The organism is Bacillus sp. FSL R9-9530 (assembly GCF_038008145.1).
In the GTDB taxonomy this organism is placed as follows: domain Bacteria; phylum Bacillota; class Bacilli; order Bacillales; family Bacillaceae_G; genus Bacillus_A; species Bacillus_A mycoides.
This window is the reverse complement of record NZ_JBBOYO010000001.1, coordinates 3,003,673-3,028,118: the sequence shown is the minus strand read 5'-3', so window position 1 is coordinate 3,028,118 and position 24,446 is coordinate 3,003,673. Positions and strand designations below refer to the sequence as shown.

The 24,446-nt window shown below is 35.4% G+C and carries 14 protein-coding genes; 13 read left to right on the top strand and 1 reads right to left on the bottom strand.

Features of this window, described 5'->3' with window-relative positions:
- Nucleotides 1–21: 21 nt before the first annotated feature.
- From MKX66_RS15230 to MKX66_RS15180, 11 genes are all read left to right on the top strand, one after another.
- A complete protein-coding gene (locus MKX66_RS15230; RefSeq protein ID WP_341086603.1) occupies nt 22–1,872 on the top strand; it encodes a PDDEXK-like family protein in 1,851 nt (616 codons plus the stop codon).
- A 69-nt stretch (nt 1,873–1,941) separates the two neighbouring features.
- Nucleotides 1,942–2,358, top strand: a complete 417-nt coding sequence (locus MKX66_RS15225; RefSeq protein ID WP_341086602.1) for a hypothetical protein — start codon at nt 1,942–1,944, stop codon at nt 2,356–2,358.
- Nucleotides 2,359–2,446: 88 nt separating this feature from the next.
- Nucleotides 2,447–3,391: a helix-turn-helix transcriptional regulator gene (locus tag MKX66_RS15220; protein ID WP_341086600.1), complete on the top strand. Its 945-nt coding sequence runs from the start codon at nt 2,447–2,449 to the stop codon at nt 3,389–3,391.
- 236 nt (nt 3,392–3,627) lie between these two features.
- A complete protein-coding gene (locus MKX66_RS15215) occupies nt 3,628–7,998 on the top strand; it encodes a hypothetical protein (protein WP_341086598.1) in 4,371 nt (1,456 codons plus the stop codon).
- 3 nt (nt 7,999–8,001) lie between these two features.
- Nucleotides 8,002–8,166, top strand: a complete 165-nt coding sequence (locus MKX66_RS15210; RefSeq protein WP_170952767.1) for a hypothetical protein — start codon at nt 8,002–8,004, stop codon at nt 8,164–8,166.
- Between the two features lie 25 nt (nt 8,167–8,191).
- On the top strand, nt 8,192–10,207 hold the full coding sequence (locus MKX66_RS15205; protein WP_341086596.1) for an AAA family ATPase: 2,016 nt from the start codon (nt 8,192–8,194) through the stop codon (nt 10,205–10,207).
- Between the two features lie 15 nt (nt 10,208–10,222).
- On the top strand, nt 10,223–10,669 hold the full coding sequence (locus MKX66_RS15200) for a hypothetical protein (protein ID WP_341086594.1): 447 nt from the start codon (nt 10,223–10,225) through the stop codon (nt 10,667–10,669).
- Nucleotides 10,670–10,773: 104 nt separating this feature from the next.
- Complete coding sequence (locus tag MKX66_RS15195; RefSeq protein ID WP_341086592.1) at nt 10,774–12,255, top strand: type I restriction-modification system subunit M; 1,482 nt, start codon at nt 10,774–10,776, stop codon at nt 12,253–12,255.
- On the top strand, nt 12,248–13,432 hold the full coding sequence (locus MKX66_RS15190; protein ID WP_341086590.1) for a restriction endonuclease subunit S: 1,185 nt from the start codon (nt 12,248–12,250) through the stop codon (nt 13,430–13,432). The genes MKX66_RS15195 and MKX66_RS15190 overlap by 8 nt, the downstream gene beginning before the upstream one ends.
- On the top strand, nt 13,429–16,371 hold the full coding sequence (locus MKX66_RS15185) for a type I restriction endonuclease subunit R (RefSeq protein WP_341086588.1): 2,943 nt from the start codon (nt 13,429–13,431) through the stop codon (nt 16,369–16,371). Before MKX66_RS15190 ends, MKX66_RS15185 begins: the two co-directional genes overlap by 4 nt.
- Before the next feature lie 299 nt (nt 16,372–16,670).
- Nucleotides 16,671–18,323, top strand: coding sequence for an HNH endonuclease (locus tag MKX66_RS15180; protein ID WP_341086586.1), 1,653 nt, complete (start codon nt 16,671–16,673; stop codon nt 18,321–18,323).
- A gap of 44 nt (nt 18,324–18,367) precedes the next feature.
- Here MKX66_RS15180 and MKX66_RS15175 read toward each other — a convergent pair whose 3' ends face one another.
- Nucleotides 18,368–19,099 carry a M48 family metallopeptidase gene (locus MKX66_RS15175; protein WP_341086585.1) on the bottom strand — a complete coding sequence of 244 codons (732 nt, stop codon included), beginning with the start codon at nt 19,097–19,099 and terminating at the stop codon, nt 18,368–18,370.
- Between the two features lie 186 nt (nt 19,100–19,285).
- Here MKX66_RS15175 and MKX66_RS15170 point away from each other — a divergent pair, with 186 nt between their 5' ends.
- Both MKX66_RS15170 and MKX66_RS15165 read left to right on the top strand, forming a co-directional pair.
- Complete coding sequence (locus tag MKX66_RS15170) at nt 19,286–21,820, top strand: McrB family protein (RefSeq protein ID WP_341086583.1); 2,535 nt, start codon at nt 19,286–19,288, stop codon at nt 21,818–21,820.
- Nucleotides 21,795–24,239 carry a restriction endonuclease-like protein gene (locus MKX66_RS15165; protein WP_341087653.1) on the top strand — a complete coding sequence of 815 codons (2,445 nt, stop codon included), beginning with the start codon at nt 21,795–21,797 and terminating at the stop codon, nt 24,237–24,239. The genes MKX66_RS15170 and MKX66_RS15165 overlap by 26 nt, the downstream gene beginning before the upstream one ends.
- Nucleotides 24,240–24,446 lie beyond the last annotated feature (207 nt).

Here is a 24,446-nt window from a genome sequence, read left to right as displayed (position 1 = left end):
TATAAACGGCGGGTGTGGGGAATGGATTATAATTTTGAGATTTTATCACTGTTAGATAATTCAATTGAGTTTGAGAAGTTACATAGTAAATTTAATCGTTTTAATCCTTTTAAAATATTGAAGGTAGATAAGTTTGAGATTAGGCATTCTAATATGATTGCTTGGTTACTGGATCCGACGGAGAATCATCATTTAAGTTCTATGTTTGTAAATAAGATAATTTCTAAAACGTTTGTAAAAGCAGAGAATGAGGAGTTAATAGGTCAATATAATTTTATTAAGTTACATAAGCAGTCACTTCAAGATTTGGAAGTATTTCGCGAAGTACAAACGAAAAATAATAAAAGAATTGATATTTTGGCAATATCAGAGGCGCAAAAGGTTGCTATTTTGATTGAAAATAAATATAAGTCATCTGAATCAGATGGACAATTACAAAATTACATAAACTTTGTTAGCGAGAAATATGAAGGGTATACAATCATTCCAATCTTTTTAAGTTTAGATGGTAGCGCGCCAAGTCATAAGTCGTATCTTACTTTAGATTATGGGGATATATTAAATATCCTAAAAGGGCAATTGGAGATTTATAGTGAGTATACGTCTAGTACGATAAAAGATTTCCTTTCCTACTATATTGATATATTAGAGGGGGAACTTGTTCGTGATGAGGAAGACATTGAACTAGCGTTAACAGTGTATAAGAGTCATAAGGCCGCTGTTGATTTTCTATGCTTAAATGGTAACGGAAAAATAGTTGGAAAGTTTGTTAATAAAGAGTTGTTAAGTGCTGTGAAGAAGTTGAACGCTGAAGAAAAGGAAGATCTTCGCAAAATTTATAAGAAGTATGCTGAAACGCTTCACTTTATACATGGAGCTGGAAATAGCGTCATGAGAGAGGCATTCCTACAATTTGTAGAGCAAAATCAAATACCGGAAGATTGCTACCATGAACATATTCGCACTCCATCTTTCATTTTCGGAGAATGGAAACAACTTGATGAGATTGTTGGAGTTCCAAATCATGAGTGGTGGCTAAATAATGCTCTTATAACTTGGTTCGAAAGAAAAATAGATGGGCGTATGAAACTTATCGTTGAAGTTGGGCCGTTGGAATATAAGCAGAGATTAAAGTTACTATGCAAGTTAGAGGACAATGGAATTACTATTAAAGAAAAATCAAAAGAAGCTGGATCCATGTATACAAGAATTTATGCTGGATATGAAAATATAAGTGATTGGGCAGATCAAGATGAAATTCGTCGTGTGATGAATGATATGTATAACAATGCTGATTTTAATCAAGTGGTGGCGGCTATAGGCGATACTATAAAAGGGCTTGTATACGGAGAAGAAGATTCTTCTTCTGAAATTGTTGCGGTAGAAAGTAGTCAAACAGATGCGGATACTTTAGCTAATGCATTTCAATTATTCGTCCATGAACAAAAGTTCCAAGAAGGCTTTTACAATATTCATCACCGACTACCATCATTTATTATGCCGGAGTTTCGCAAACTAGAAGAACAATTTGGAACACCGAAATGGAATTGGTGGTTAAATAACTGTGTGATTATGTGGTTTGAACGTTTGAAAGATAATAGATTGAAACTGACGCTAGAAATTGGACCACTGGAATCACAAAAGAGATTAGCGCTATTAACAAGGCTTGAAAGTAAAGGGAGAAAAATAAGCGCAGCAGCGAAAAGGCCGGAAGCGTCGTATACAAGAATTTACACAAATACAAGCAATATAAGTAATTGGTCAGATGAAGATATTGTTATACAGGCTATGAACGATTTATTTAATGATACGGACTGTCAAAATGTTATTCAAATGTTAACAGATATCGCTAAAGAGGAAGTTCATATTTAAAAAGCATTGCCAAGTGCAGAGGGATGTACTTGGCAATTGTTTTAATGGAATAAAGGAGATTAGTCATTAATGAAATTAGCAAAAACACAGATACAACAATTCATATCAAAACAATTGGAGCTTTGTGAGTTGAAAGAAATAAATGTCGAGTTCGCAGTTCGAGGGCTGGATTTTGATCCGAACATGTTTATTCGTGCAGGAGAAATGGGGCTAGAAATAGGGTTTTATAGATTGGTATGGAATAGTCCTGCTATACCAGACATGACAGAGTTTACGCATCATATATTATTATGGGAACATCTAGAGGAATTAAGTGACAGTGAGAAAGCGGTGGAAATTAAAGAGAGTATTATTATGGTGGCCGATTTTAGAAAGAGGCGGTATCAACAGTGTAAGTTTTGTAATACAAAGACTTTGCCAGAACATCTTTTTGAAGATGGTGTATGTCATGGGTGTGCTACTGTACATTTTGGGGTAATATATTGATATTTTAGAAGTATATAGAAAAAATTCAAAAGATGGTTCTATTCTTTTATACTTAAATGAGGCTGGATGAATAGAAACGAGGAATTATATGAGCAAATTAAGTAACTGCCTATACATGATTGAACTCCTGCATGCGAGAGGGAAAATGAGAATTAGTGAATTGGCAGAGTTATTAGAAGTAAAAGAGCGGATGGTCCGCATTTATCGTGATGATATTGAAATGGCTGGTATTAAAATTGATACAACTAAAGGAAGGGACGGTGGTTATTCTCTTTCAAATACATCGTTATTTCCTATTAAAAATATGTCTCAGCAAGAGATGGATGCGTTAACATTCTCTATTCAAAAACTAGTTTCAAAAGGTAATGATATTTATTCAAAGGACGCACAAGTAGCGTTAGATAAATTGAATGCAGTTCGGAAAGTTGAAACGAATAAAGATCGTCATATTTATTTTGTTCAAAGATCTAAGCCAAATTATGAGTTTTCTAATGAAAATCAAAAATATGTACAACTACAAGAAGCGTTATTTACAAGGCGTAAGGTGAAAATTCAATATGAAAAACGATTTGGTGAAAGATCAGAACGAATTATTGATCCATACGGCTTTGTGCACTACAACGAATTCTTTTATTGCTTAGCTATGTGTAATGATAAAAAGGAAAAACGTATGTTTAAACTATCTCGAATGAAAGATATTAGAATTTTGTATGATACATATAAAATACCCGATAATTTCGATATTCGAGAAGAATTTCCGAAATTCGGCCTTATGAAAGAACCATTAGAAGTAGAGTTGCTCATCTATCCGCCATTCGCTGCATCTGTACCAGAATCCATTTGGGGAGAAAATCAAAAGATAGAACATAATGATGATGGCAGTATCCTCTTTCGCGCAACGATGAGTGGGAAAGAGTCGATAAAGAAATGGATTCTGAGTATGGGTGCTTCGGTTAGGGTTGTGGAGCCTAGAAGATTGAGGGAAGAGGTTGTTGAGGAGAGTCGGAAATTAATTGCGTTATATGGTGGATAATTACATTATATTTATATTAAAATATAAATAGGGATAATTGTAATATTTTTGGAAGGATATACAGTTAAAAGTGACGTTAATAGTGCTGGTTTTGATGTTATAATGGAATAGAATGTAAAAAGATAGTAGATACATTTAATTACGATATAGTTTAGTATATGGCCCTTAAAATCGGACTTTATTTTATAAGTATATAAAGAATTGACAATTAATTTTAATTAGAAAGGATAGAGTATATGAGCAACGAATTTTTATTTTCTTTTTTACAGCAAAAGTATAAGAAATTGGCTGATGTTGCAGAAGCGTTAGAGAAACAAGTATATAACGATGTTCCGTCTGCGTTATCAAAGGCGAGGCTTTTTGCAGAAAAACTAGCGAAGTATGTAATGGAAATGGAAGATATTCAAGTATATTACGAAATGAAGCACGTAGAAGTTGTGCATAAGTTGTATCGGGAAGGGATTTTAAATGAAGAGATGCATTTCCGATTTGAATGGGTTCGCAAGATGGGCAATAAAGCGGTTCATGAAGCGAATTTTGGAAGTGTAGAAGATGCATTAAAAGCTCATAAACTTACATATGATTTGGCAGTTTGGTTCATGGAATTATACGGAGATGTTAATTTTAAAGCGCCAGTATATGCAAGCCCGAAAGCCATCACAGACCAGACGGTGAATACAGATGAGATTAAACAAACGGTAGCAGAAACAGTAGAAAAAACACTTGAAGCCAAGTTCCGTGAAATGCAGGAGACATTACTCAAGTTAACGCAGGAACAGCAAAAAGAGAAAGAAGTCGTACAAGTTGTAACGGAACAAAAAGAGCAAGAAAAAGCACAAGAGCCAGTTATCGAAGAAAAGACGCCTGTAAAGGAAGAAGCACAAGAACCAGTTATTGAAGAAAAGGTGCCTGTAAAGGAAGAAGCACAAGAGCCAGTTATTGAAGGAAAGATGCCTGTAAAGGAAGAAGTACAAGAGCCGGTTATTAAAGAAAAAACGCCTGAAAAAGCAGAAACAACTGATACGGAAATTTTAGAAGAAGATTTTGACTTAATGAGCTATTTGCAAAGTCATGATATAGAAATCATTGATAAGCGTTCTGCGGGAGGATCCCTTTGGTTAGTTGGTGGTTGGGAACTAAAAGAGGTATTAGATCCATTGAAACCACGTAAAATTTATTTCCGTCACACAGCTAAAGGTGGGCGCGTGACAAAGCGTAAGCCAGCTTGGTTTTTAATGGGGGATTATAATGATGGTCCTAAGAAAAAGGAAGGTTCTCCTAAAAAGGAAGTAGAAGAACCGAAGCAAGTGGATGTGCCAAAAGAAATTGAGCAAGAGAAAGAAAAAGAAGTCGTGCAGCAAGTAATAGAAAAAAGAGAAGTGACTGATCAGCAATTGATTGTTCCTTTTCGATTATTTGAAGTGTGTATAAATGAATATGGAGAGAGTCCGGTTTATACATTTGGCGAACATTTTCATTTAGAAACTTTTGGAGAAATAAAAGAAGACCATTTACGAGATTGGTATCGAAAGGATAAACAAGATTTTTATGATTTAGCAATCCAGTTATGGTTTTTAGGCTGTGAGTATCAAGGAAATTTAGCGAAGCTTATAAACTTGCCTCATGAACAAGAGCGAGTATTAATAGAAATAAATACTACACAAAATGAAGCATTAAGCGAGAAGCTTCCACAACACTTAACAGAGTTATTTGCTAAGTTTGGTGTGCGAAAGATAAAGCAATTAAATGGACTACCAGTGTTTGCAGTTCGCTGGCTTACAGCTGAAGCATTTGATGAATTTTTAAATTGTTTAAAGCACGAAGAGTCTGATACAGATGACGACAGTCCCAGTAGTAGCGGAGAAGAGAATACACAAAGTCAGCACGAATTTGAAGAAGAGTTACAAAATGAGGACGGATTTATAGTTTGTATGGGAACGGAATGTGTAGAAATTCCTGCTTCTATGAGAAATATTGAAATTACGCTAGAGCTGATTTCAGGCTGTAATACCCTTGTTAAACAATTGCGAAAAAATATGGGGATTCATGTGATAGGAGATCTTCCAAAAGATATACTCCCTTTACGGGAACAAATGCGTAATGTTGGCCCTAAAATGATGGAGAAATTTTTTAGTCAGTTAGGACAGATGGGGCGCCCTAAAAAAATCGAGGTTGTCGTTGAGCCAATAGGGACACAAGGAGAAGAAGTACTATTAAATGGAGAACGAGTCGTAATTCCGTCTTCATTACAGGAAGAATCGTTAGAATACGGTGATTATTTAAGTTGTCCATCACTTATAGAAAAATTGCATGAAGCTGGTATTCATCAGTATAAACAACTGCCTCTCGATTTACAGGAGCTGAGAAAGTTTCAAGGTGTTGGCGAGTCAGCTGTGAAGAGATTCTTACAACACTTAAAAGAAAAGGTAGAAATTGCTGAGAAGAGAGAACAGGAAGAAAGTTTTTATGCAACAATGACGGCGGACGAGAGAGTGCAGTACGAAACAGATCAGTTAAAAGAAATGCTGCAAGAAATGGTAGAAACAGGAAGTGTTCATACTAAGCTGAAGATAAACGAGAAAGCTCTTGCGATTATGCGCGAACGGTATGAAGGAACATTAAATGGAAAGCGCCCAACATTAGAAGAATCAGCGCAAAATCATGATGTAACGCGTGAAAGAATCCGACAAATTGTTAAAAATTCAGTCGGAAAGATTAAAATGAAAGCGGAAGTATGGTTTCAATTATTCCGAAATAAATTAGAAGCTAACAGAAACTTTATGGAAAATGACATTTTCACAGAGAACACTTTTTACGAGTACTTAGTTTTAGAAATGTTAGAGTTAGAGGATATATACCTTTGTTTTGATAAGCAATTTTTCACTACTTTAACGAAAGCTGAGTTACAAGAATTTGATAGACAAATTTCTAATATTTTCTCTGAACGATTAAAAGGGAAATTGTTAGAAGAAGAGCAATATGAGGAAATGATCGAGAATGTTGCAACGGAATTAGAAGTGTCTCCGTTTATTGTAAGGAATACTTGTAATGAAATAATGCGTCAGACAGATCAAAATCAATATGTATTAGCAAAAGCAAAGAAGATTGATGTAGCTGAGATTGTATTGAGACAGTTCCCGAATGGTGCTGAAGTGTACAAAGGGTATGAGATGTTAAATGAGAAGGCAAATGAAATAATGCCGAATTCATTCCATGGAGAAAGAGATTTTCCTGCTATTTGTACGAGAGATGAATCTGCAGACACGATTTATTTATGGGGTAGAGGTATTTATATTCACAGTAGCTTCGTTAAGCCGAATATAGAATTAATTGAGACAATTGCAAAGGAAGCGGCTGATAAATTAGAGAAGAAGCCGGTTATTACGGTTACATATTTGTTCGATCAATATGAAGACGTACTACTAGAAAATGACGTTCCAACAGAATATGCGTTGTACACATTATTAAGACAATATGGTTCTGACCATATTGCACTACCAAAGTTCCCGAAAATTATTCAAATAGGGGACACAGGAAGTATAAGAAATGCAGATTTACTTCGAGATTTTATTAGAAGTAAAGGGTATGGAGTGAGCACGAAAGAATTAAGAGAAGAGTTTATAGTAAATCGTGGTTGGAAGCCGTTTACGGTGGAATTCACTTTATCTAGTACACCAGATATTATTCAGAGTAATCATGGAGAATACACATTGCTAGAATTCTATGAGCAAATGCCAGTTCATATATTTGATCCAATTGTAAAGCGTGTAAACGAAAAATTAGAAGAAATTCCGCAGTTTCAAATTAATGGCATATTTAAAGAGTTTGAATCATACTGCATTGCAAATGGCATTCATACAAATTACTTACTCTATTATTTACTTCGTCCCAAGTGTGCTAATCATTTTATGTTGCCACGTTACCCACACATCGTGAAAATCGGAAGTGATTTAGAAACTGCTAGTATTAGAACTTTAGTAGAAGATTATATTCTAGAGCAAGGATACGAGGTTTCAAGAGAAGAGGTAATGGATTGGCTTGTCAATGAACTAGGTGCTCATGAAAATGCTTTGGATATTACACTACAGCTCTCTGATCGAATTTTTTACTATACGAGAGGCCAGTATGCTGAGTATGTACACGAAATGACAATTGGATGGAATACAGAAAAGCAACTTATGTTAAAAAATGCGGTATTGGATGTATTAGCGAGAGAACAGCAAATAAATGAGAAAAACTTTATATTGGTAGAACAATGTTTATCTGAAAATCTTCCAGAATTAGATGAAGGTTTATCTTGGACAATTGATTTATTTGTAGATTGTTTAAAACGAGATGAAGAATTCATTTTATTAGGTTCAAGAGGAACTATTATCGTACCTCGTACAAGCTCTATTCAATCAGAGACAGATTTTATCCAATATGTATTAGTAAAAGAGTTTGGTGGATCAGCGAAAATGCGCGATGTAAAGAAAAAGTTAATGCAATACGGATTCTCGGCGGATGGAGAGTTGCTATTTGAGACAGAAACGTTACTAGCCGACGGAAAAGCTCCTTTCGTTCAAATAGGTGATGAGATTATCTCTAAGCATTTAGTGGAGGTGTAAAATTTGCAACAGGACTTAAAAGAAAAGATTGAACCGTATTTACAAAAGGAAGAAGATATAACGAAGAAAATTGTGCTGAAGACGGTAGAGTTAGTGAGTACACGCAAAAAATTATCTACACAAGCTTTAGTGAAAAAATTAGATAGAGATATTGATAGTTTAATATAAGTGTGACATACAGGAGGTGTAGAACATGTTAATTCAAAAAATCACCTTTCATCATTTTAGACAGTTTTACGACACGCAAAGTATTACGTTTGCAGGAGTAAATAGTGAAGGGCTTGTTACAGTCATTTTAGGTGAAAATGGTCGCGGTAAAACAGGTATTTACCGCGGTCTTCTCTTCGGTTTATATGGAGATATGTATTTAGATCAAGATGCTGATGGAAAAGACGATATTGTTTTAACGAATACAAAAGCATTGCAAGAAGATTATGACGGTGAGAAAAAAGGTGTTACTTGTACAGTAACAATTGATTTTCTTCATAATCAAAATGAATTTTCTATTAGCCGTTCCATATTTGCGGTGCAAAATGATAAAGGTGAAAAAATTGAGAGATTACATGCTGCTGAGTTAAAAAATGTAACGAACGGAAGTGTCATTACAGATAAAGAAGAAATTCAGCAATTTGTAAATGAAATATTAGATGAGCGTGTAAAAAACTATTTCTTTTTTGACGGAGAACGTATCGAGCGCCTTACAAGAGCGTCAGAACAGCAACGTAAAGAAATCGCAAAAGGTATAAAAAACTTATTAAAAATTGATGATTTACTTAAATCGCAAGAGGTATTACAAGCGTTAGATAAACAAGTGCTAAAAGAATTACAAAAACATTCTTCTGGTGATTATCAAAAGAAGTTAAAAGAAAAACTAGAAAATGATGAAGCGAAAGAAAAGGCTAAGCTAGAACTAGAAACAACTGGTGTACAGCTAGATGAAGCTGAACAACGTTTGGATCACCTTACTACGCAATTAGAGCAATTCCAGGAAGAAGCACAGAAAATTAAAGAATTAAAACAACAAGAAGAACTTCTTCAAACGAAGCAGATGGAACAACGAGCTGCAATACAACATTTAGTCGGTTTCAACAACACGTTATCTTTATTATTAGCGAAAGATATTCTTCATTCTGTTAAAACAAAGCTAGAGATCGTACTCGATTATCAAACAGAAAAAATGGATATTGGTTTAGAGTTCATTCAAAACTTACTAAGTGATTTAAAATGTATGTGCGGTACTGCTCTGCAAGAAGGATCTAAAGAGTACGAATCCATTATGAGACTGGAAAAAGTTGCAATTCGTAACGTTGAAAAGAAAGCCTTTTATGAACTGCTAACAAACGTTATACAATTAATCGGTTTCCTTGAAGATAAAGAAAACGACTTAAAATATAAGCTTGATGAAGTGAGTAAAAAGGAGTACGAATTAGAAACGATTCGACAACAAGTTGAAAATTTAAATAAACAACTGGCAGATACAGGAATTGAAGATTTAGCTACTTTAAATAAAGAGCGAAATGATGTACATAAACAACAAGTACAGTTAGATGTGCATATGAAACAATTGCGCGAAAGCATAGAAGAGCTTGAACGTAAAGAAGAGCAATTAGAACTAGCTCTGCGCGATTTAAAAGTGAAAAGTGGCGTACACGCGAAGCTTGCTAAAAAGCAAGAAGAAACAGGGAAAGCTGTAAAGGCAATTAATCAAATGATAAAAGAATTTGAAAAAATTATTATTGCCGACCTAGAAAAAGTAACAACAAATAATCTTCAGCAGCTATTAGATGATAGCGGGAATATGAATATTCAAGAAGTAAGAATTAAAAAGGATTATTCATTAGAAGTATTAAATAGCTACGGTCACTCATTCCTAGCGAACATTTCACAAGGACAGCGACAAGTACTATCTTTAAGCTTTATTACCGCATTAGCGCAAGTTGCAGGAGGACATGCTTCCTTAGAAATGCCATTATTCATGGACACGCCGTTCGGTCGTTTATCTTCAAAACATGAACTGAACTTATTAAGCTTCTTACCAGAAGTATGTTCACAATGGATACTACTCGTAACAGATAGAGAATTCGGTGATCGTGAAAGAGCCATGTTCTTAGAAAAAGGATGTTGGGGCAAATATTACGAACTTCGCAGCGTCGAACCGAGCGTAACAAAAATTATCGAACATCCAATGTTCATCCCGCAACATTCATAAGGAGGAGGGAGTTATATGGAAGAAACAAAAACGTCATTACGTGTCAAAGTACGCAAAGAATACTTACCGTTCTTTAAAGACTTACGAACAAAACATATATTTGAACAACACAGCTCCTTCTTCACACTATGTGCATGTGTAGGACAACGACTAGGCAAAATAGACGAATCCTACAAAGGAATCGAACTATGCCAAGCCTACACATTCACAACATACGAAAAAACGATTTTACAATCACTCATCTACAACAAAACAAAACAACTAACAGAAGAAAGAGAAATGTTCACAGAAGCAGAAAAGTATGCGGATGCTGGATTTCGATTTCTAATTGAAGGACCGTTCTCAAGCGTTGCAATCAAACTGGAGAGTGGGGAATATTCCTTGCATTCAGGTAGGGAGGAAGAGCTGGAGAAGTTGATGGCGGGGTATGTTTTGGAGTTGGTTGATGGGGTTCCGTTTTAAGAGGGACATTAGTCGTAAAGAGTTTATTTTGTTATAGTAGTGGATAAAGAACCTTGTTTAAAAACATACATGAAAATAGATATGATCCAAATGGAGGAAAGCACATGGAAAAATTAACATTACAACAATTAGAATCCCATTTATGGGAATCAGCAAACATAATGCGAGGGAGTATTGATTCTTCTGATTATAAAAATTATATATTCGGTTTATTGTTCTTAAAGCGATTAAATGATGTATTTGTAGAAACAGCAAAACGTATCGAAGCAGAAGAGCAAGATGATTATGGTTGGTATGATCGTGATGAGCATCAGTTCTTTGTTCCAGAAGGTGTAAGATGGGAAGATATTCATTCTAAAACGCAAGATATTGGTGACGCCATTAATAAAGCGTTCGAGAAGTTAGAAGAAGAGAACGTATCGTTACAAGGGGTACTAGCAAACATCGATTTCAATGATAAAGAGAAATTGCCTGATAGTCTATTATTACAACTGATCCAACATTTCTCTAAAATCGATTTAAGCAATGCCAGTTTATCAGAGCCTGATATGCTTGGTCGTGCGTATGAGTACCTTATTAAGCAGTTTGCAGATGATGCAGGGAAAAAAGGTGGGGAGTTCTATACACCAAGCGAAGTAGTAGAACTTATTGTAAAACTGATTAAACCAGAAGAAGGAATGCGTGTATGTGATCCGACAGCAGGATCTGGTGGAATGCTTATCCAATCTGTAGATTACATCAAAGAAAAAGGTGGAAATCCACGAAATTTAGTTCTACATGGACAGGAACGAAACCTTAATACATGGGCAATCTGTAAAATGAACTTATTATTACATGGACTAAGCGACCATCGTATTGAAAAGGGAGATACAATTCGTGAGCCGAAGTTACTCGAGGAAGGCGAGCTTATTCTTTATGATCGTGTTATTGCTAATCCGCCTTTCAGTTTAAAGAACTGGGGACGTGAGGATGCTGAAAGTGATGAATATGGTCGTTTTCGATTTGGATTGCCACCAAAAACAGCAGGAGATTATGGGTTTATTCAACATATGATTGCTACGTTAAACCATGAAGGTAAAGCTGGAGTAGTTATGCCACATGGTGTGTTATTCCGTGGTGCAGCAGAAGGGAAAATTCGTAAGGGAATTATCGAAGAAGACTTAATTGAAGCGGTTATTGGTCTGCCTTCAAATCTTTTCTATGGTACTAGTATTCCGGCGTGTATTCTTATTTTGAATCGTAATAAACCAGAAGACCTTAAAAATAAAATCTTCTTCTTAGATGGTTCTCAGGATTATCAAGAGGGAAAAAATCAAAATACATTACGTGATCAAGATATTGAAAAGATTGTGGCAGCTTATGATAAATATGAAGAAATGGAAAAGTATTGTCGTCTTGTAAGTATTGAAGAAATTGATGAAAATGAATATAACTTAAACATTGCTCGTTATATTGACACAACAGAGGAAGAGGGACAAATTGATGTAGCTGTGGCAATAAGTGAACTTCGTAAGTTGGAAAAGGAACGTGAAGAAATAGAAAAGGTTATGTATGAATGCTTAAAGGAGTTGGGGTACCGTGAATAAGTGGAAAAGGATAAAATTAGGAGAGATATTATCTTTGACCAGTGGAAAATCCAAAACAAAGAAACATCTTCATCAATTTTCAGAACAATATCAAGTGCCTGTTTATGGCGGAAACGGTATAAATGGATATACAGATAATCTTCTTGTTAATGAGCATGTTATAGTTATAGGAAGAGTTGGAGAATACTGTGGTTCAGTATATCTTACTGAAAGTGTATCTTGGGTTACAGATAATGCTCTTTATACAAAAGCTGTTACTGCAGGTACTAACTTAAAGTATCTATATTATCTCTTAAAATATAATAATTTAGGGAGACTTAGGAGCCAATCTGGTCAACCTCTTATATCACAAAAACCGATATATGAATTAGAAGTGGATTTTGCTCCCAAGGAAGAACAGCAAAGAATCGTATCTATTCTTTCTTCTGTTGATGAAGCGATAGAAAAAACGACAGCTATTATTCAGCAAACTGAAAAAGTAAAAAAAGGATTAATGCAACAGTTTCTTACAAAAGGGATTGGACATACGCAGTTTAAGAAAACGAATATTGGAGAGATTCCTGAAAAGTGGGAAGTATGCGAATTGAATGAAGTAACTGATGTTAGGGATGGGACTCATGATTCCCCTAAGTATTTTCCATCTGGAATACCGTTGGTTACATCTAAAAATCTTAAAAACGATGGCTTAGATTTTAGTAATATAAGTTTTATCTCTGAATCGGACCATACACAGATTGAAAAGCGGTCCAGGGTCGACGATGGGGATATTCTATTTGGAATGATAGGGACTATAGGGAATCCTGTCATTGTAGAGAAGACAATTGACTTTTCTATCAAAAATGTTGCATTAATTAAATTTACTAAGTCACATATTTCCAATATATTTGTAAAGTATCTTTTAGATTCTGATATCATTCAAAAGCAATTTTTAAAGGGTTCTAATGGTGGAGTTCAAAAATTTATTGCATTAGGAACGATAAGAAAATTAAAAATCCCAGTACCTTCTATACAAGAACAGGAAAATATTGTGAGTATCATATATTCTGTAGAAAGAAAGATGACAATAGAAAAAGAAAAGCTGTTAAAATTATTAGAAATAAAAAAAGGTCTTATGCAATCTCTCCTCACAGGAAAAATTCGTGTGAAAGTCGATGAAGCTGAGGTGAAACAAGCATGACCTCAGCTTCAAAATGGAACGAGAAACAGCTTGTAGAAAACCGCATGATTACACAATTAAAAGGATTGGGCTATGAATCTTTTCATGGTCCTTCCCTTGATACAGAAAGAGAATTGAAGAGTGAAATCGTACTAAAAGAACGCCTAAATAAAGCTATTATACGATTAAATCCTTGGCTTTCCGATACAAATCTAGCAAAAGTTATTCGCTTCATTACTCATATTGAATCAAACAGCTTAATGGAAGCAAACCAAAAGTTTCACGAAATGATAGTTAACATGATTTCTGTTCAACAAGATCTTGGTAAAGGAAAAAAGAACCAAACAGTAAAACTTATTGATTTCGAAAAACCTGAAAATAATGAGTTCCTTGTGGTAGACCAGTTTACAATTAGTAACGCAAAAGGCAATATTCGTCCTGACCTAGTTGTTTTCGTTAACGGGTTACCACTTGTTATTGTTGAATGCAAGAGTCCTATGCTATCTCCAGATGAACAAATTGGTGAAGGGGTACGCCAGTTGCACCGATATCAAAACACATATGAGCAGCTATTTCACTACAATCAATTTATGATTGTAACGAGTAATGACCGTGCAAAAGCAGGGACAATTGGAGCGAAAGCACAACACTATGGTGAGTGGAAAGACCCATATCCAAGAACGATCGCGGAATTAGGTGTTTCTCCCACACCACAAGATATTTTAACGGCAGGAATGTTAACAAAAGAGAATTTACTAGATTTAATTCGTAATTTCATTGTATATGAGCCAGTAGATGGTCGTACGATTAAAAAACTTGCTCGCTATCAGCAGTTCCGTGCAGTAAATAAGGCAATTGACCGTATTTTACGTTCAGAAGACAAGACGCAACGTGGCGGTGTTGTTTGGCATACGCAAGGAAGTGGGAAATCTTTAACGATGGTTTATCTTGCGGTAAAGCTAAGACGAATTAAGGAACTTAAGAATCCTACTATTGTTGTGGTGACAGATCGCAAAGACTTGGATGATCAAATTACAAACACGTTCCGCCGATGTGGTTTCCCAAATCCGCAACAGGCAGAGTCAGTCGCACAATTAAGACAGTTGCTTGGACAAGGTACAGGTTCTACCATTATGACATTGGTACAGAAATTCCAAGAGGATGCAGAGACAAAGGAATTTAAGAACTTATCCACTGCAGAGAATATTTTTGTAATGATTGATGAATCACACCGTTCTCAATATGGTGGATTAGCGACTACAATGAAAAGCGCTATGCCGAATGCTTGTTATTTAGCGTTTACGGGTACACCGATTGATAAGGAAGATAAAAGTACAAATCGTACATTTGGACCATATATCGATAAGTATACAATTGAACAAGCAGTAGAAGATGGGGCAACATTACCGATTTTTTATGAAGGAAGAATGCCCGAGTTGCATGTACAGGGAGATTCGTTAGACGAATTGTTCGATCGACAATTCCGTGAGTACAGTGACGAAGATCGGGAACGTATTAAGAAGAAATATGCAACAGAACAAGCAATTATTTCATCTCAAAAACGAATTAAACGTATTGTACTAGATATGATTGAGCATTATGAAAAACATATTCAGCCAAATGGCTTCAAAGCACAAATTGTAGCGATTAGCCGTGAAGCGGCAGCTATGTATAAAGAGATGTTGGACGAATTAAGTAATTATGAATCAAAAGTTATTATGTCAGCAGGTCATAATGATGAGGAGCATCTTCAAAAACATCATTTATCAAAAGATGAAGAAAAAGATATAATTGCTCGTTTTAAAAAGCCGATGTCAGAGGATAAATTAAGTTTCTTGATTGTATGTGACAAACTACTGACAGGTTTTGATGCTCCAATCGAACAAGTTATGTATTTAGACAAGCCAATTAAAGAACATAATCTTTTGCAAGCAATTGCTCGTACAAATCGTACATATGATAAAAAGACTTATGGATTGATTGTCGATTATTACGGTGTTTCTAGATTCCTAGAACAAGCACTTGCTATTTTCAATAAAGAGGATGTACAAGGTGCATTACAAAATATCGATACTGAAATACCAAGGTTACAATCTCGTCATCGTTCTGCTATGCGCTTTTTCGACTATATCTCGACAGATAATCTAGAAGCGTGCTTACAGGTGCTAGAACCAGAAGACGTACGAAATGAATTTGACACAGCATTTAAACGTTTCTCAGAAAGTATGGATATGGTAATGCCTAGTCCTAAAGCACATGATTACATAGTGGATTTAAAGTTTCTAGGTAAAGTACGACAAGCAGCAAAGTCTCGTTATCGTGTTGATGAGATGGATATTAGTGACTGTGGAGAAAAGGTGAAACAGCTTATAGAAGAGCATCTTGCAGCAGTAGGAATTGCTGTTGTTCACGAACCAATTGATATTCTTTCAAATCGATTTGAGAAACAGATAGATGAAACAAAGACACCAGAAGGTAAAGCGGCTGAAATGGAACATGCGATTCGTCATGAAATAAGAGTCAAAATGGAAGAAAATCCAGTTTACTATACATCTTTAAAAGAGCGACTTGAAGAATTACTTCAAAGGCGTAAGGACCGCCAGATGGATATCGACGAGTTGTTGGAAGAATATCGTAATATGGTAAATGATATGCGACAAGCAGCACAAAAGGGAGAAGAACACGGTTTTACTCGTGAACAATATCCTTTTTATCAAATGTTGGAGAAAGAAATGCCTCCATATGATGATATGGAGGATTTGAAAACATTGACTCATCTTATAACGGATGTTATTCAGCAAGAAGCACATATAGTAGAATGGACGAATAAAGAAGATGTGAAACGTGAAATGCGAAAAAAGATTAAGAAACAACTGCGTGTAAGTACTTGTCCAAAAGAAAAATTGGAGAGCTTAACACAGCAATTGATAGATTTAGCGACAGTACATTATAAGAAATAATTATGCTGCTACAAAATATGTTGGTATGGGCAGGTAAAGAGAGGTATCTAGTCTTTTAGATACCTCTTATTTTTGAACTTATTAAAGTTTGAGATTAGTTTTGTAATTGAGTTAATGAATTTATCTGGTGAAATGTAACAATTGTATTCAGATCATCTGCTTTCGCTTGGCATAAACCTCTATCTATTTGTTCAATCGGTCTAGATATTAACGTGCTTTTTAGTATTCAAAGATTATTAAAATTACAGCAGAAACAGTATTATAGTTTATAGGTTTATTGATATGGGAGGAATTATAAGGTGATTAGTGATAAATGGGAGCGTACTATTAGTATGCTCAAGGCTTATGCATCTAAATTAGGATACTGGCCTCATTGTCAGGTATGGGATGAGTATGCCAAGCAGCATAGGCTCTCTCATACGAAAACAATTCGTGAGAAGTTAGGTAAGGGCTGGAAGGAGATAGCAGAGGAATTTGATTTTCAGTACGTCCAAAAGAAAAGGGAGGGAAAGAGATCATCAGGAAAAAGAACCGATTTAGATGATAAGTTAATTTTTGCAAGTTATGAGGCAGGCGCATCTATTAATGAAATAGCTGATAGTATGAAGTGTAATAGAGAAACGATACGTGGTCGTTTGAAGAAACTGGGGGTTGACACCTCTAGCGGAAGAAAACGAATGCCAATTCCTCATAAGAGAGACGATATTCTAGATTCGGAAATTCGCAAATTATATCAAGAAGGAATATCTGCACAGGAAATTGGAAAGAGATATGGTGCTTCAAAGATGTTAATCCTACGTCGATTGGAGCAAATGGGGATAGAACGTCGACAGTACAACAGTTATCCATATGTGGATGAACCCTTTCTTCGTGAATATTATGAGAAGAGGAGGATGTCCGCGCGAGAGGTTGCAGAAGTAGGTAATTGCAATTATCGATTAGTTCTTAAGCGTCTCAAGAAATTTAAAATCCCAATACGCAGCAGTATGAGTGATTTTACTATAGAAGAACGTAAGGAGAAGTATGGAAGAAAACGAGAGCAGCATGGTCTTTGGAAAGGGGGAGTAACCCCCGTTCGAAACATGGTTCGGAATCGTCTAGCCTATTTGAGTCAGCAAGTGTTTAAAAGAGACAAATATCGTTGTGTTGTATGTAAAGATAAGTCTATACTTCATGCTCACCATATCCGTCCCTTTGCTGAGATTTTAGATGAGATTTTGCAAGAGAATGGATGGGTAGACCTACAGAATGAAGAATCGAGACTTATTTTTGTAGAAGTCTGTGAAAAAGATGAAAGGCTTCTATCCTTAGAAAACCTTATAACTTTATGCGAAAACTGTCATAAGATTGAACATGGTGATAACCCCGTGGAGACGGTTCACTATGATATTCTAGAGAAGGAATGGAGAGAATTTGTAGAAAGGCATCATCATGAAATGACATTGGGAGAGATGGGGAGTCAGTTACAGGTTAAACGTTATCGTATTGTGCGATATATGAAAAGTAGAGGTCTTCTATTCGCCTATGAATATAAGGAATGGTTACAAAAGGCCATTCAAACAAAGCGGTATTCTGAAATTGCAAAGGAGTTTCACAGCACACAGTTTCCGTGTAAGGCAGAAGATATTAAGAAAGTGTCTATACAACTAGGACTTTTAGAAAATTTAACAGAGGAAATTCTTCAACTATATAAGGAGAAGGGGGTTGCGATTAAGACTATAGGAAAACAGCTAGGGTATTCCCCAGGATATATCAAGGACATTTTAGTTATAAACGGAGTACATATTCCAGAACGAGAGGATGTAGAACTAGCAGAAGAAGAAATTTGTTTTCTATTCAAAGATGGAATAACAGTTGAAGGTATTGTAAAATCTCTGGATTTGCCAAAGGCTGCAGTTCGAAGCATTTTACTACGGAATGGATATAACACATCTGCAAACCGTAGGAAATAAAAATGATAACAAAAAAAGCCATCCTGTTTGAGATGGCTTTCCCACTATTCTAATGTTAAAGTAGGACCATTTACACGTAACCACTCTTTACGCTGTTCATAATCTGGCAAGATAGAACGTACAAAATTCCAATAGTTATTACTGTGATTCATATATTTTAAATGTGCCAATTCATGCACGAGTACGTAGTCTACAATGGACATTGGTGACATGATAATTCTCCAATTTAAATAGATATTTCCCTCAGGTGTACAAGTACCCCAACGTATTCTTTGCTCTTTTAGTTGTACATCATTAGGTGAAACGCCCATCTTAGCGCAGTATAGCTGTAAACGTGATTCTACCTTAGCTATACCGTGTTCAAGATACCAAGTTTTAAACAACCCCAGTAATTGTCTCCTTTTTTCAGTCTCGTCTATCCCGTCTGGAACGCTTGCGATAAATTTACCACGTACAAAGTTTAACTGTGATTTCTTTAGATCTTCTTCTCTATATACTTTTAATCGATAATTTCGTCCTAAATAAGAAAATTTTTCACCACTGACAAATTCCTTTGGTAAAGGAGGATCAATTATTTCATTAACTTCTTTCATTTTTTGAAAGATAGTAGGTGCTTTCTTCCGTATAATTTCCTCAACTTGCTCATTAGTAATACCTGTCGGGACGATGAGCCGAATATCTTCCATCCATTCAACAATAATAGATATATCTTTCTTACCGTCGGCATATTCGATGTCATATTCAATAGCTGTAGTTCCATATTGAAAAGTCGGCATATTATAACTCCTTCCCATGCATATCATCATTTTACGGAATGCAGGGTGATGTGGCAACTGTAATGAAATAATTTTTTTGGTAGACATATTAAATAAATGATATCGTTTTATCCATATGTTTTTTACTTGTTGATAGTTTGATAAAATAACAGTAATTGTAATTAATTGTAGCTACGGAGGATAAAGATGCTAGGTAAAATAATGATTGAATTTATTAAAGTAAAACAGCGAATTACTCATATCATTGATAGCAAATGTAATTGGATTACGACGATAAAAAATAATGAAGTACATGTAGACAGAGAGATTGGAATAGAAGAAGAGTTGGATTTAGAATTTAGTGTGAATGAGGAAGAGATCCAACAATTTTGGCGAGATTTAATAAATGTTCAATTAGTTAATGTTAACGATTTTGTACGACAAGAGGAACGGAATGCTTTTCTTATATCGCTATTTGCAGAATTACCTTTTGTAGAGGTAACAAAAATTAATGGAGAAAATGCTATTGCATTTGAAAAGTTCCAAACAGATAACCTACCAAGTGAAAAATATGATAAAGTCATGCTCTTTTTAGAAGAAATAATAAATGGTACATATAATCCAAGTACGTTACGTGAACAAATGGATGAAAATTTATATAGTAGGAAGTCGCGCGCACGCCAGGATTTAAGATTGTTGGGCTTTTTGAATGAATCTCATGAAATGAATCAGCTGCTATTAAGCGAATATGTTCAATCGAAGGATAGGAATGCTTACATTGCACAGTTAGTTTTAAAGCAGGAATATTTCCGACATGCTTTATTTGTTCTTGGATTGCTAGAGAAATATTCAAAGGATGAAAAGAAAGCAGCTCTAGTTGATTTTGGAATGACGATTGTCCGAAATTCATTAGGAGATAATTTAATGGTTCAATCGGTAGCGAAGCGGCGTACGGGTAACTTACTAGATTGGCTTGAACAAGTAGGGCTGATTAATAATGAATGGATTCCATCTGAACAATACATAAAAAAGAGTGAAGAAAAGGGCGGTAATATGAGTAGTAGTTTACGTGAAGGCTTTTTAAAGATAATGAAAGAATATTTGGATGCAAAAACAGAAAAACTTGCAGGACATAAATTAGGATTAACAGTCCGAAATGATATAGCAACAGAGATCGTTCGTTTATCATTTATAGATGAGAAGCAGTACAGTGTGATAGGGTCAGTCGGAAAAGGGAATTGGGCAACAGTTCCTTGGGTTGCGCTAATGCATAGAGATATTACAACATCCACGCAGCGAGGTTATTATATCGTTTACTTATTTAGTGAAGATATGCAACGACTTTATTTAACTATTGGACAAGGTGTGACGGAAACGTCTAAAGAAGAGATGCAAAAAATTAAAGAAGAGATTCGCGAGCAAATACATATGTCTCAAAAGGTGAAAAAAGATGATGAGATTTTCCTAGGGACAAGCCCAAAAGCGAAAGGGTATGCGAATTCAACTGCGGCTTATATTGTGTACGATGCTAATAAAATGCCAAGTGAAAGTGAGTTAGTAGAGGACCTAGAAGAAATGCTTCGCTATTATGAGGGATTTATTGCTTATAAAGAGGAAGGAACGAAATATGAAATGATTTATGAGAGGAAAGAAGTGTATTTAGATCAGCAATCCATTATCGATCACGTGTCTTCTTATATTCAAAGTAAAGGTTTCTTTTATGAGAAAAAGGATCTTATTAATTTCTTCCTGTCATTAAAGACGAAGCCGTTTGTGATTTTGTCAGGTATTTCAGGTACAGGGAAAACGAAAATTGTTCAGTGGTTTGCGGAGAGTTTAGGGGCAACGGAAGAGAATGGACAATTTACGCTTATTCCGGTTCGACCTGATTGGAGTGATAGTTCTGATTTGCTTGGCTATGTGAATCTTCAAGGTGAGTTTCAAGAAAGACCGTTAATTAAAGTTCTTGAAAATGCAGATGCAAATCCAAATAGACCGTACTTTGTAGTGTTGGATGAGATGAACTTAGCTCGAGTAGAGTACTACTTTAGTGACTTTTTAAGTGTAATTGAAAGTCGTAAATGGAAAGATAGAAAAATTGTTACATCACCAGTACTTCCAGAATCAATTACGAATAAGCATATTACGATTCCATCAAATGTATATATTATCGGAACTGTAAATATGGATGAAACGACACATCCGTTAAGTAAGAAAGTATTAGATCGTGCGAATACAATTGAGTTTAATACCGTTAACTTAGATTATTTTAATTTCTTAATGGATGTGGAAGAGAAGGAAGCTGAAATTGCTTCAAATCGCTCTTTAGAAACGGAGTATCTGCATCTAAAGGAATGTTTTAAAGAGAACGAAGATCTTGTTAGAAATATATCGAGCGTTTTAATAGAAATAAATAAAACACTTGAATCAGTTGGAGCTCAAGTTGGGTATCGTATACGAGATGAAATTTGTTTCTATATGGCATACAACGAACAAGGAAAGTTATTAGCGTTTGATGAAGCGCTTGATTATCAAATATATCAAAAGATTTTACCGCGTCTTGCAGGGAGCGATGGCAGAACAGAAGATGTATTAAAACAGTTGTATGTATTATGCGCAAATGAAGAATATGATAGTGGCAATAATGACGCTTCATATGCTAAGTATCCTCGTTCAGCTAACAAGCTGTCTCATATGTTAAGGAGGTTCGAGTATGATGGTTTCACCTCTTTCTGGATCTAATAATGAGATAGAGCTAGTTAAGATTGAAACAGAGGAGCTATCATTGACGATTAAAGGAAATCCTTATCATGAAAAATACGAGAGTTTAAAAGAATATCACGCTATGAACGCAGATGAAATGATGTATTTTCATGTAAATGGGAAGACGGAATCCGTTTCTGTATTTGATGCGGGATTGCAGAGGTTGGATGAATGGAACGAACATCCGCCAATCTTTTTTGAAAATAGAAGTTATCAGCTTGTTGTTGTTCCGAAAAATAACAAGCATCTCTCTTTTTATCATGAACATCCAGGATTTCGAAAACAAGTTAGTTCTATTCAAATGGGATCACTTCATGTGTTAATGGGTAATCTTTCTTTTCCGAATGAAGTAGGAAATACAACGTTTGAAATTAAGGATGATCAAAACACTTTATTAACTGTTACATTTGAAGTTTTTCCGGCAAAACTTGATTATAAGGATGATTACAGAGCCTTATTAGAGGAAGTAAATGATGAAATTTATAATTTAGCATTTCATTTACTGAAGAGAACATACTTAGGAGCATCTGCAATTTACGCTACAAATCCATCGAAGAGTGAGTTTTATCGTATTTTAAATGATTCGTTTGAGCGATTTATGAAGTCGATCTCTCATATTAAAAGACAACCGCATCATACGCTTATGACTAGGCATCAACTTGTACGAGGAGAAAAAATTCGTAAATTGGATTCTGTCGGAATGAACTATTTGCGAAAGCGACCACACTTGCTGCAAGGAGAAAACAATATACCGACTAAAGGCATTACAGCTTATAAGGAAGTTTCTTATGATACGCTGGAAAATCGATTTGTTAAATGGATGATTCAAAGAGTTGTACATAAAATAGATGATTTACTTAAGGCGCTAGAGACAAAATCTAGATATACACGTGGTGAAACTGATGAAGATTTGCTGGAACGTGTAAAAAATATGAAGTATCGAATGAAAAATGAATTGAACGATCCATTTTGGAGAGGAATCGGAAAATTAGATCGCTCAGTCTTTTCACTTGTTATTCAAATGGCAGCAGGATATAGAGATGCGTATCAAATTTTCTTAATGCTATCGCGAGGTTTAACATTACGAGGACAAATTTTCAAAATGTCAGTAAAAGACGTCGCTAGATTATACGAATACTGGACATATTTAAAACTCGGACAAATTTTATCAAAGAAATATATACCGCTCCATCAAGACGTTATTCAAGTTAAGCAAGATGGTTTATACGTAACGCTTGATGAAAGTAAAACTGCAAAAAGAACGTTCAAACATCCAGTCACTGATGAAGTAATAGAAATTTATTTCCAGAAAAGAAGCGGTAGACTACCAACAGTTACACAAAAACCAGATACAATGCTCGCTATTGAGAAAAAGGGAAAGAGTTATCAATACCAATACATTTTTGATGCGAAATATCGAATTGATTTTGCTGAAAAGGCCCATTACAAAAGGCAGTATGGCACCCCTGGTCCAATGGAAGAAGACATTAACACAATGCATCGTTACAGAGATGCACTCGTAGTAGAACAAGAGGGGCCTTTTGAGCGAACAGCTTACGGAGCGTACGTACTATTCCCGTGGAACCAAGAGGAAGCGTACGAGAACCATCCATTTTATAAAAGTATAGAAAAAGTAAATATCGGTGGCTTCCCGTTCTTACCAAACGCAACAAGACTAGTCGAACAATTTCTAGATCACCTTATTGAAAAAAGCCCAGAAGAAATTATAAGAGAAGGTATCCTTCCAAGAGGAACAAAAGAAGAATGGCACTCTTCACTAGAAGAAAAAGTATTAGTGGGCAGCGTGAAAACTGAAGCCGACTATGAAACTTTTAGAAAAGAAGGCTTATACCAGTTACCAGTCACACAGTTAAAACCAGAATGGCAAGAAGCAAAGTACATAGCATTATATGTACCGAAAAAATGGTACGGAGAAAAAGGCGGCATTCAATACGTTGCAAAAATTAAACACATTCAAATGCAACAACACGATGAGTATGTACATTTCGAACTAGAGCCATGGAAAAAACTAGACCATCTCATTCGTCCAGTAGGATATGGAATTCAAACATACACCATAACAACTATGTCGTTATTAAAAGAAGTACAAGAACTCCCAGAACTTTTCATGAAATCAAAAGAAGAACGAACTCTTTGGAAAACGCTGCGTCGTTTTACGAAGCAAGTTAAGGTTGAGCTGGATCATAGTAATTTAGATGAGGCTTCTTCTATTAAGAGGTATTATGTGCAGGATGTTCAGATTTGGGTGGATTATGAGAATGGGGTTGTGGTGGTGGGGAGAGATGGGCGAGTTAAAGAGGTGCCTTTGGAGTTGGTTGTTGGGAGAGGATCGGTGTTGTTTAGGGAAGTGTTGGAAGTATTAAATATTGGTGAATAGTGCGTAGATACAAAGGGGATTAAGTGATGAATAAGGGAACAAAATTATTTTTGTATAGAACAAGTGAGTTTTCGTAGGCACTTTTATTTGTTGGTTGATAGAGTGGATGAATCAAAAAAATATATGCATAAAAGGTTATATGAAGCTGGTGCGGATTTTATTAGAAAAATATATGATTATTATAGTGGGAAAGCATGTCGTCTGTAT

Excerpts from the sequence above, each read along its gene's own strand:
- MKX66_RS15230 (WP_341086603.1), top strand. The coding sequence starts at position 22 with ATGGATTATAATTTTGAGATTTTATCACTGTTAGATAATTCAATTGAG.
- MKX66_RS15225 (WP_341086602.1), top strand. The coding sequence starts at position 1,942 with ATGAAATTAGCAAAAACACAGATACAACAATTCATATCAAAACAATTG.
- MKX66_RS15220 (WP_341086600.1), top strand. The coding sequence starts at position 2,447 with ATGAGCAAATTAAGTAACTGCCTATACATGATTGAACTCCTGCATGCG.
- MKX66_RS15215 (WP_341086598.1), top strand. The coding sequence starts at position 3,628 with ATGAGCAACGAATTTTTATTTTCTTTTTTACAGCAAAAGTATAAGAAA.
- MKX66_RS15205 (WP_341086596.1), top strand. The coding sequence starts at position 8,192 with ATGTTAATTCAAAAAATCACCTTTCATCATTTTAGACAGTTTTACGAC.
- MKX66_RS15200 (WP_341086594.1), top strand. The coding sequence starts at position 10,223 with ATGGAAGAAACAAAAACGTCATTACGTGTCAAAGTACGCAAAGAATAC.
- MKX66_RS15195 (WP_341086592.1), top strand. The coding sequence starts at position 10,774 with ATGGAAAAATTAACATTACAACAATTAGAATCCCATTTATGGGAATCA.
- MKX66_RS15185 (WP_341086588.1), top strand. The coding sequence starts at position 13,429 with ATGACCTCAGCTTCAAAATGGAACGAGAAACAGCTTGTAGAAAACCGC.
- MKX66_RS15175 (WP_341086585.1), bottom strand. The coding sequence starts at position 19,099 with ATGCCGACTTTTCAATATGGAACTACAGCTATTGAATATGACATCGAA.
- MKX66_RS15170 (WP_341086583.1), top strand. The coding sequence starts at position 19,286 with ATGCTAGGTAAAATAATGATTGAATTTATTAAAGTAAAACAGCGAATT.
- MKX66_RS15165 (WP_341087653.1), top strand. The coding sequence starts at position 21,795 with ATGGTTTCACCTCTTTCTGGATCTAATAATGAGATAGAGCTAGTTAAG.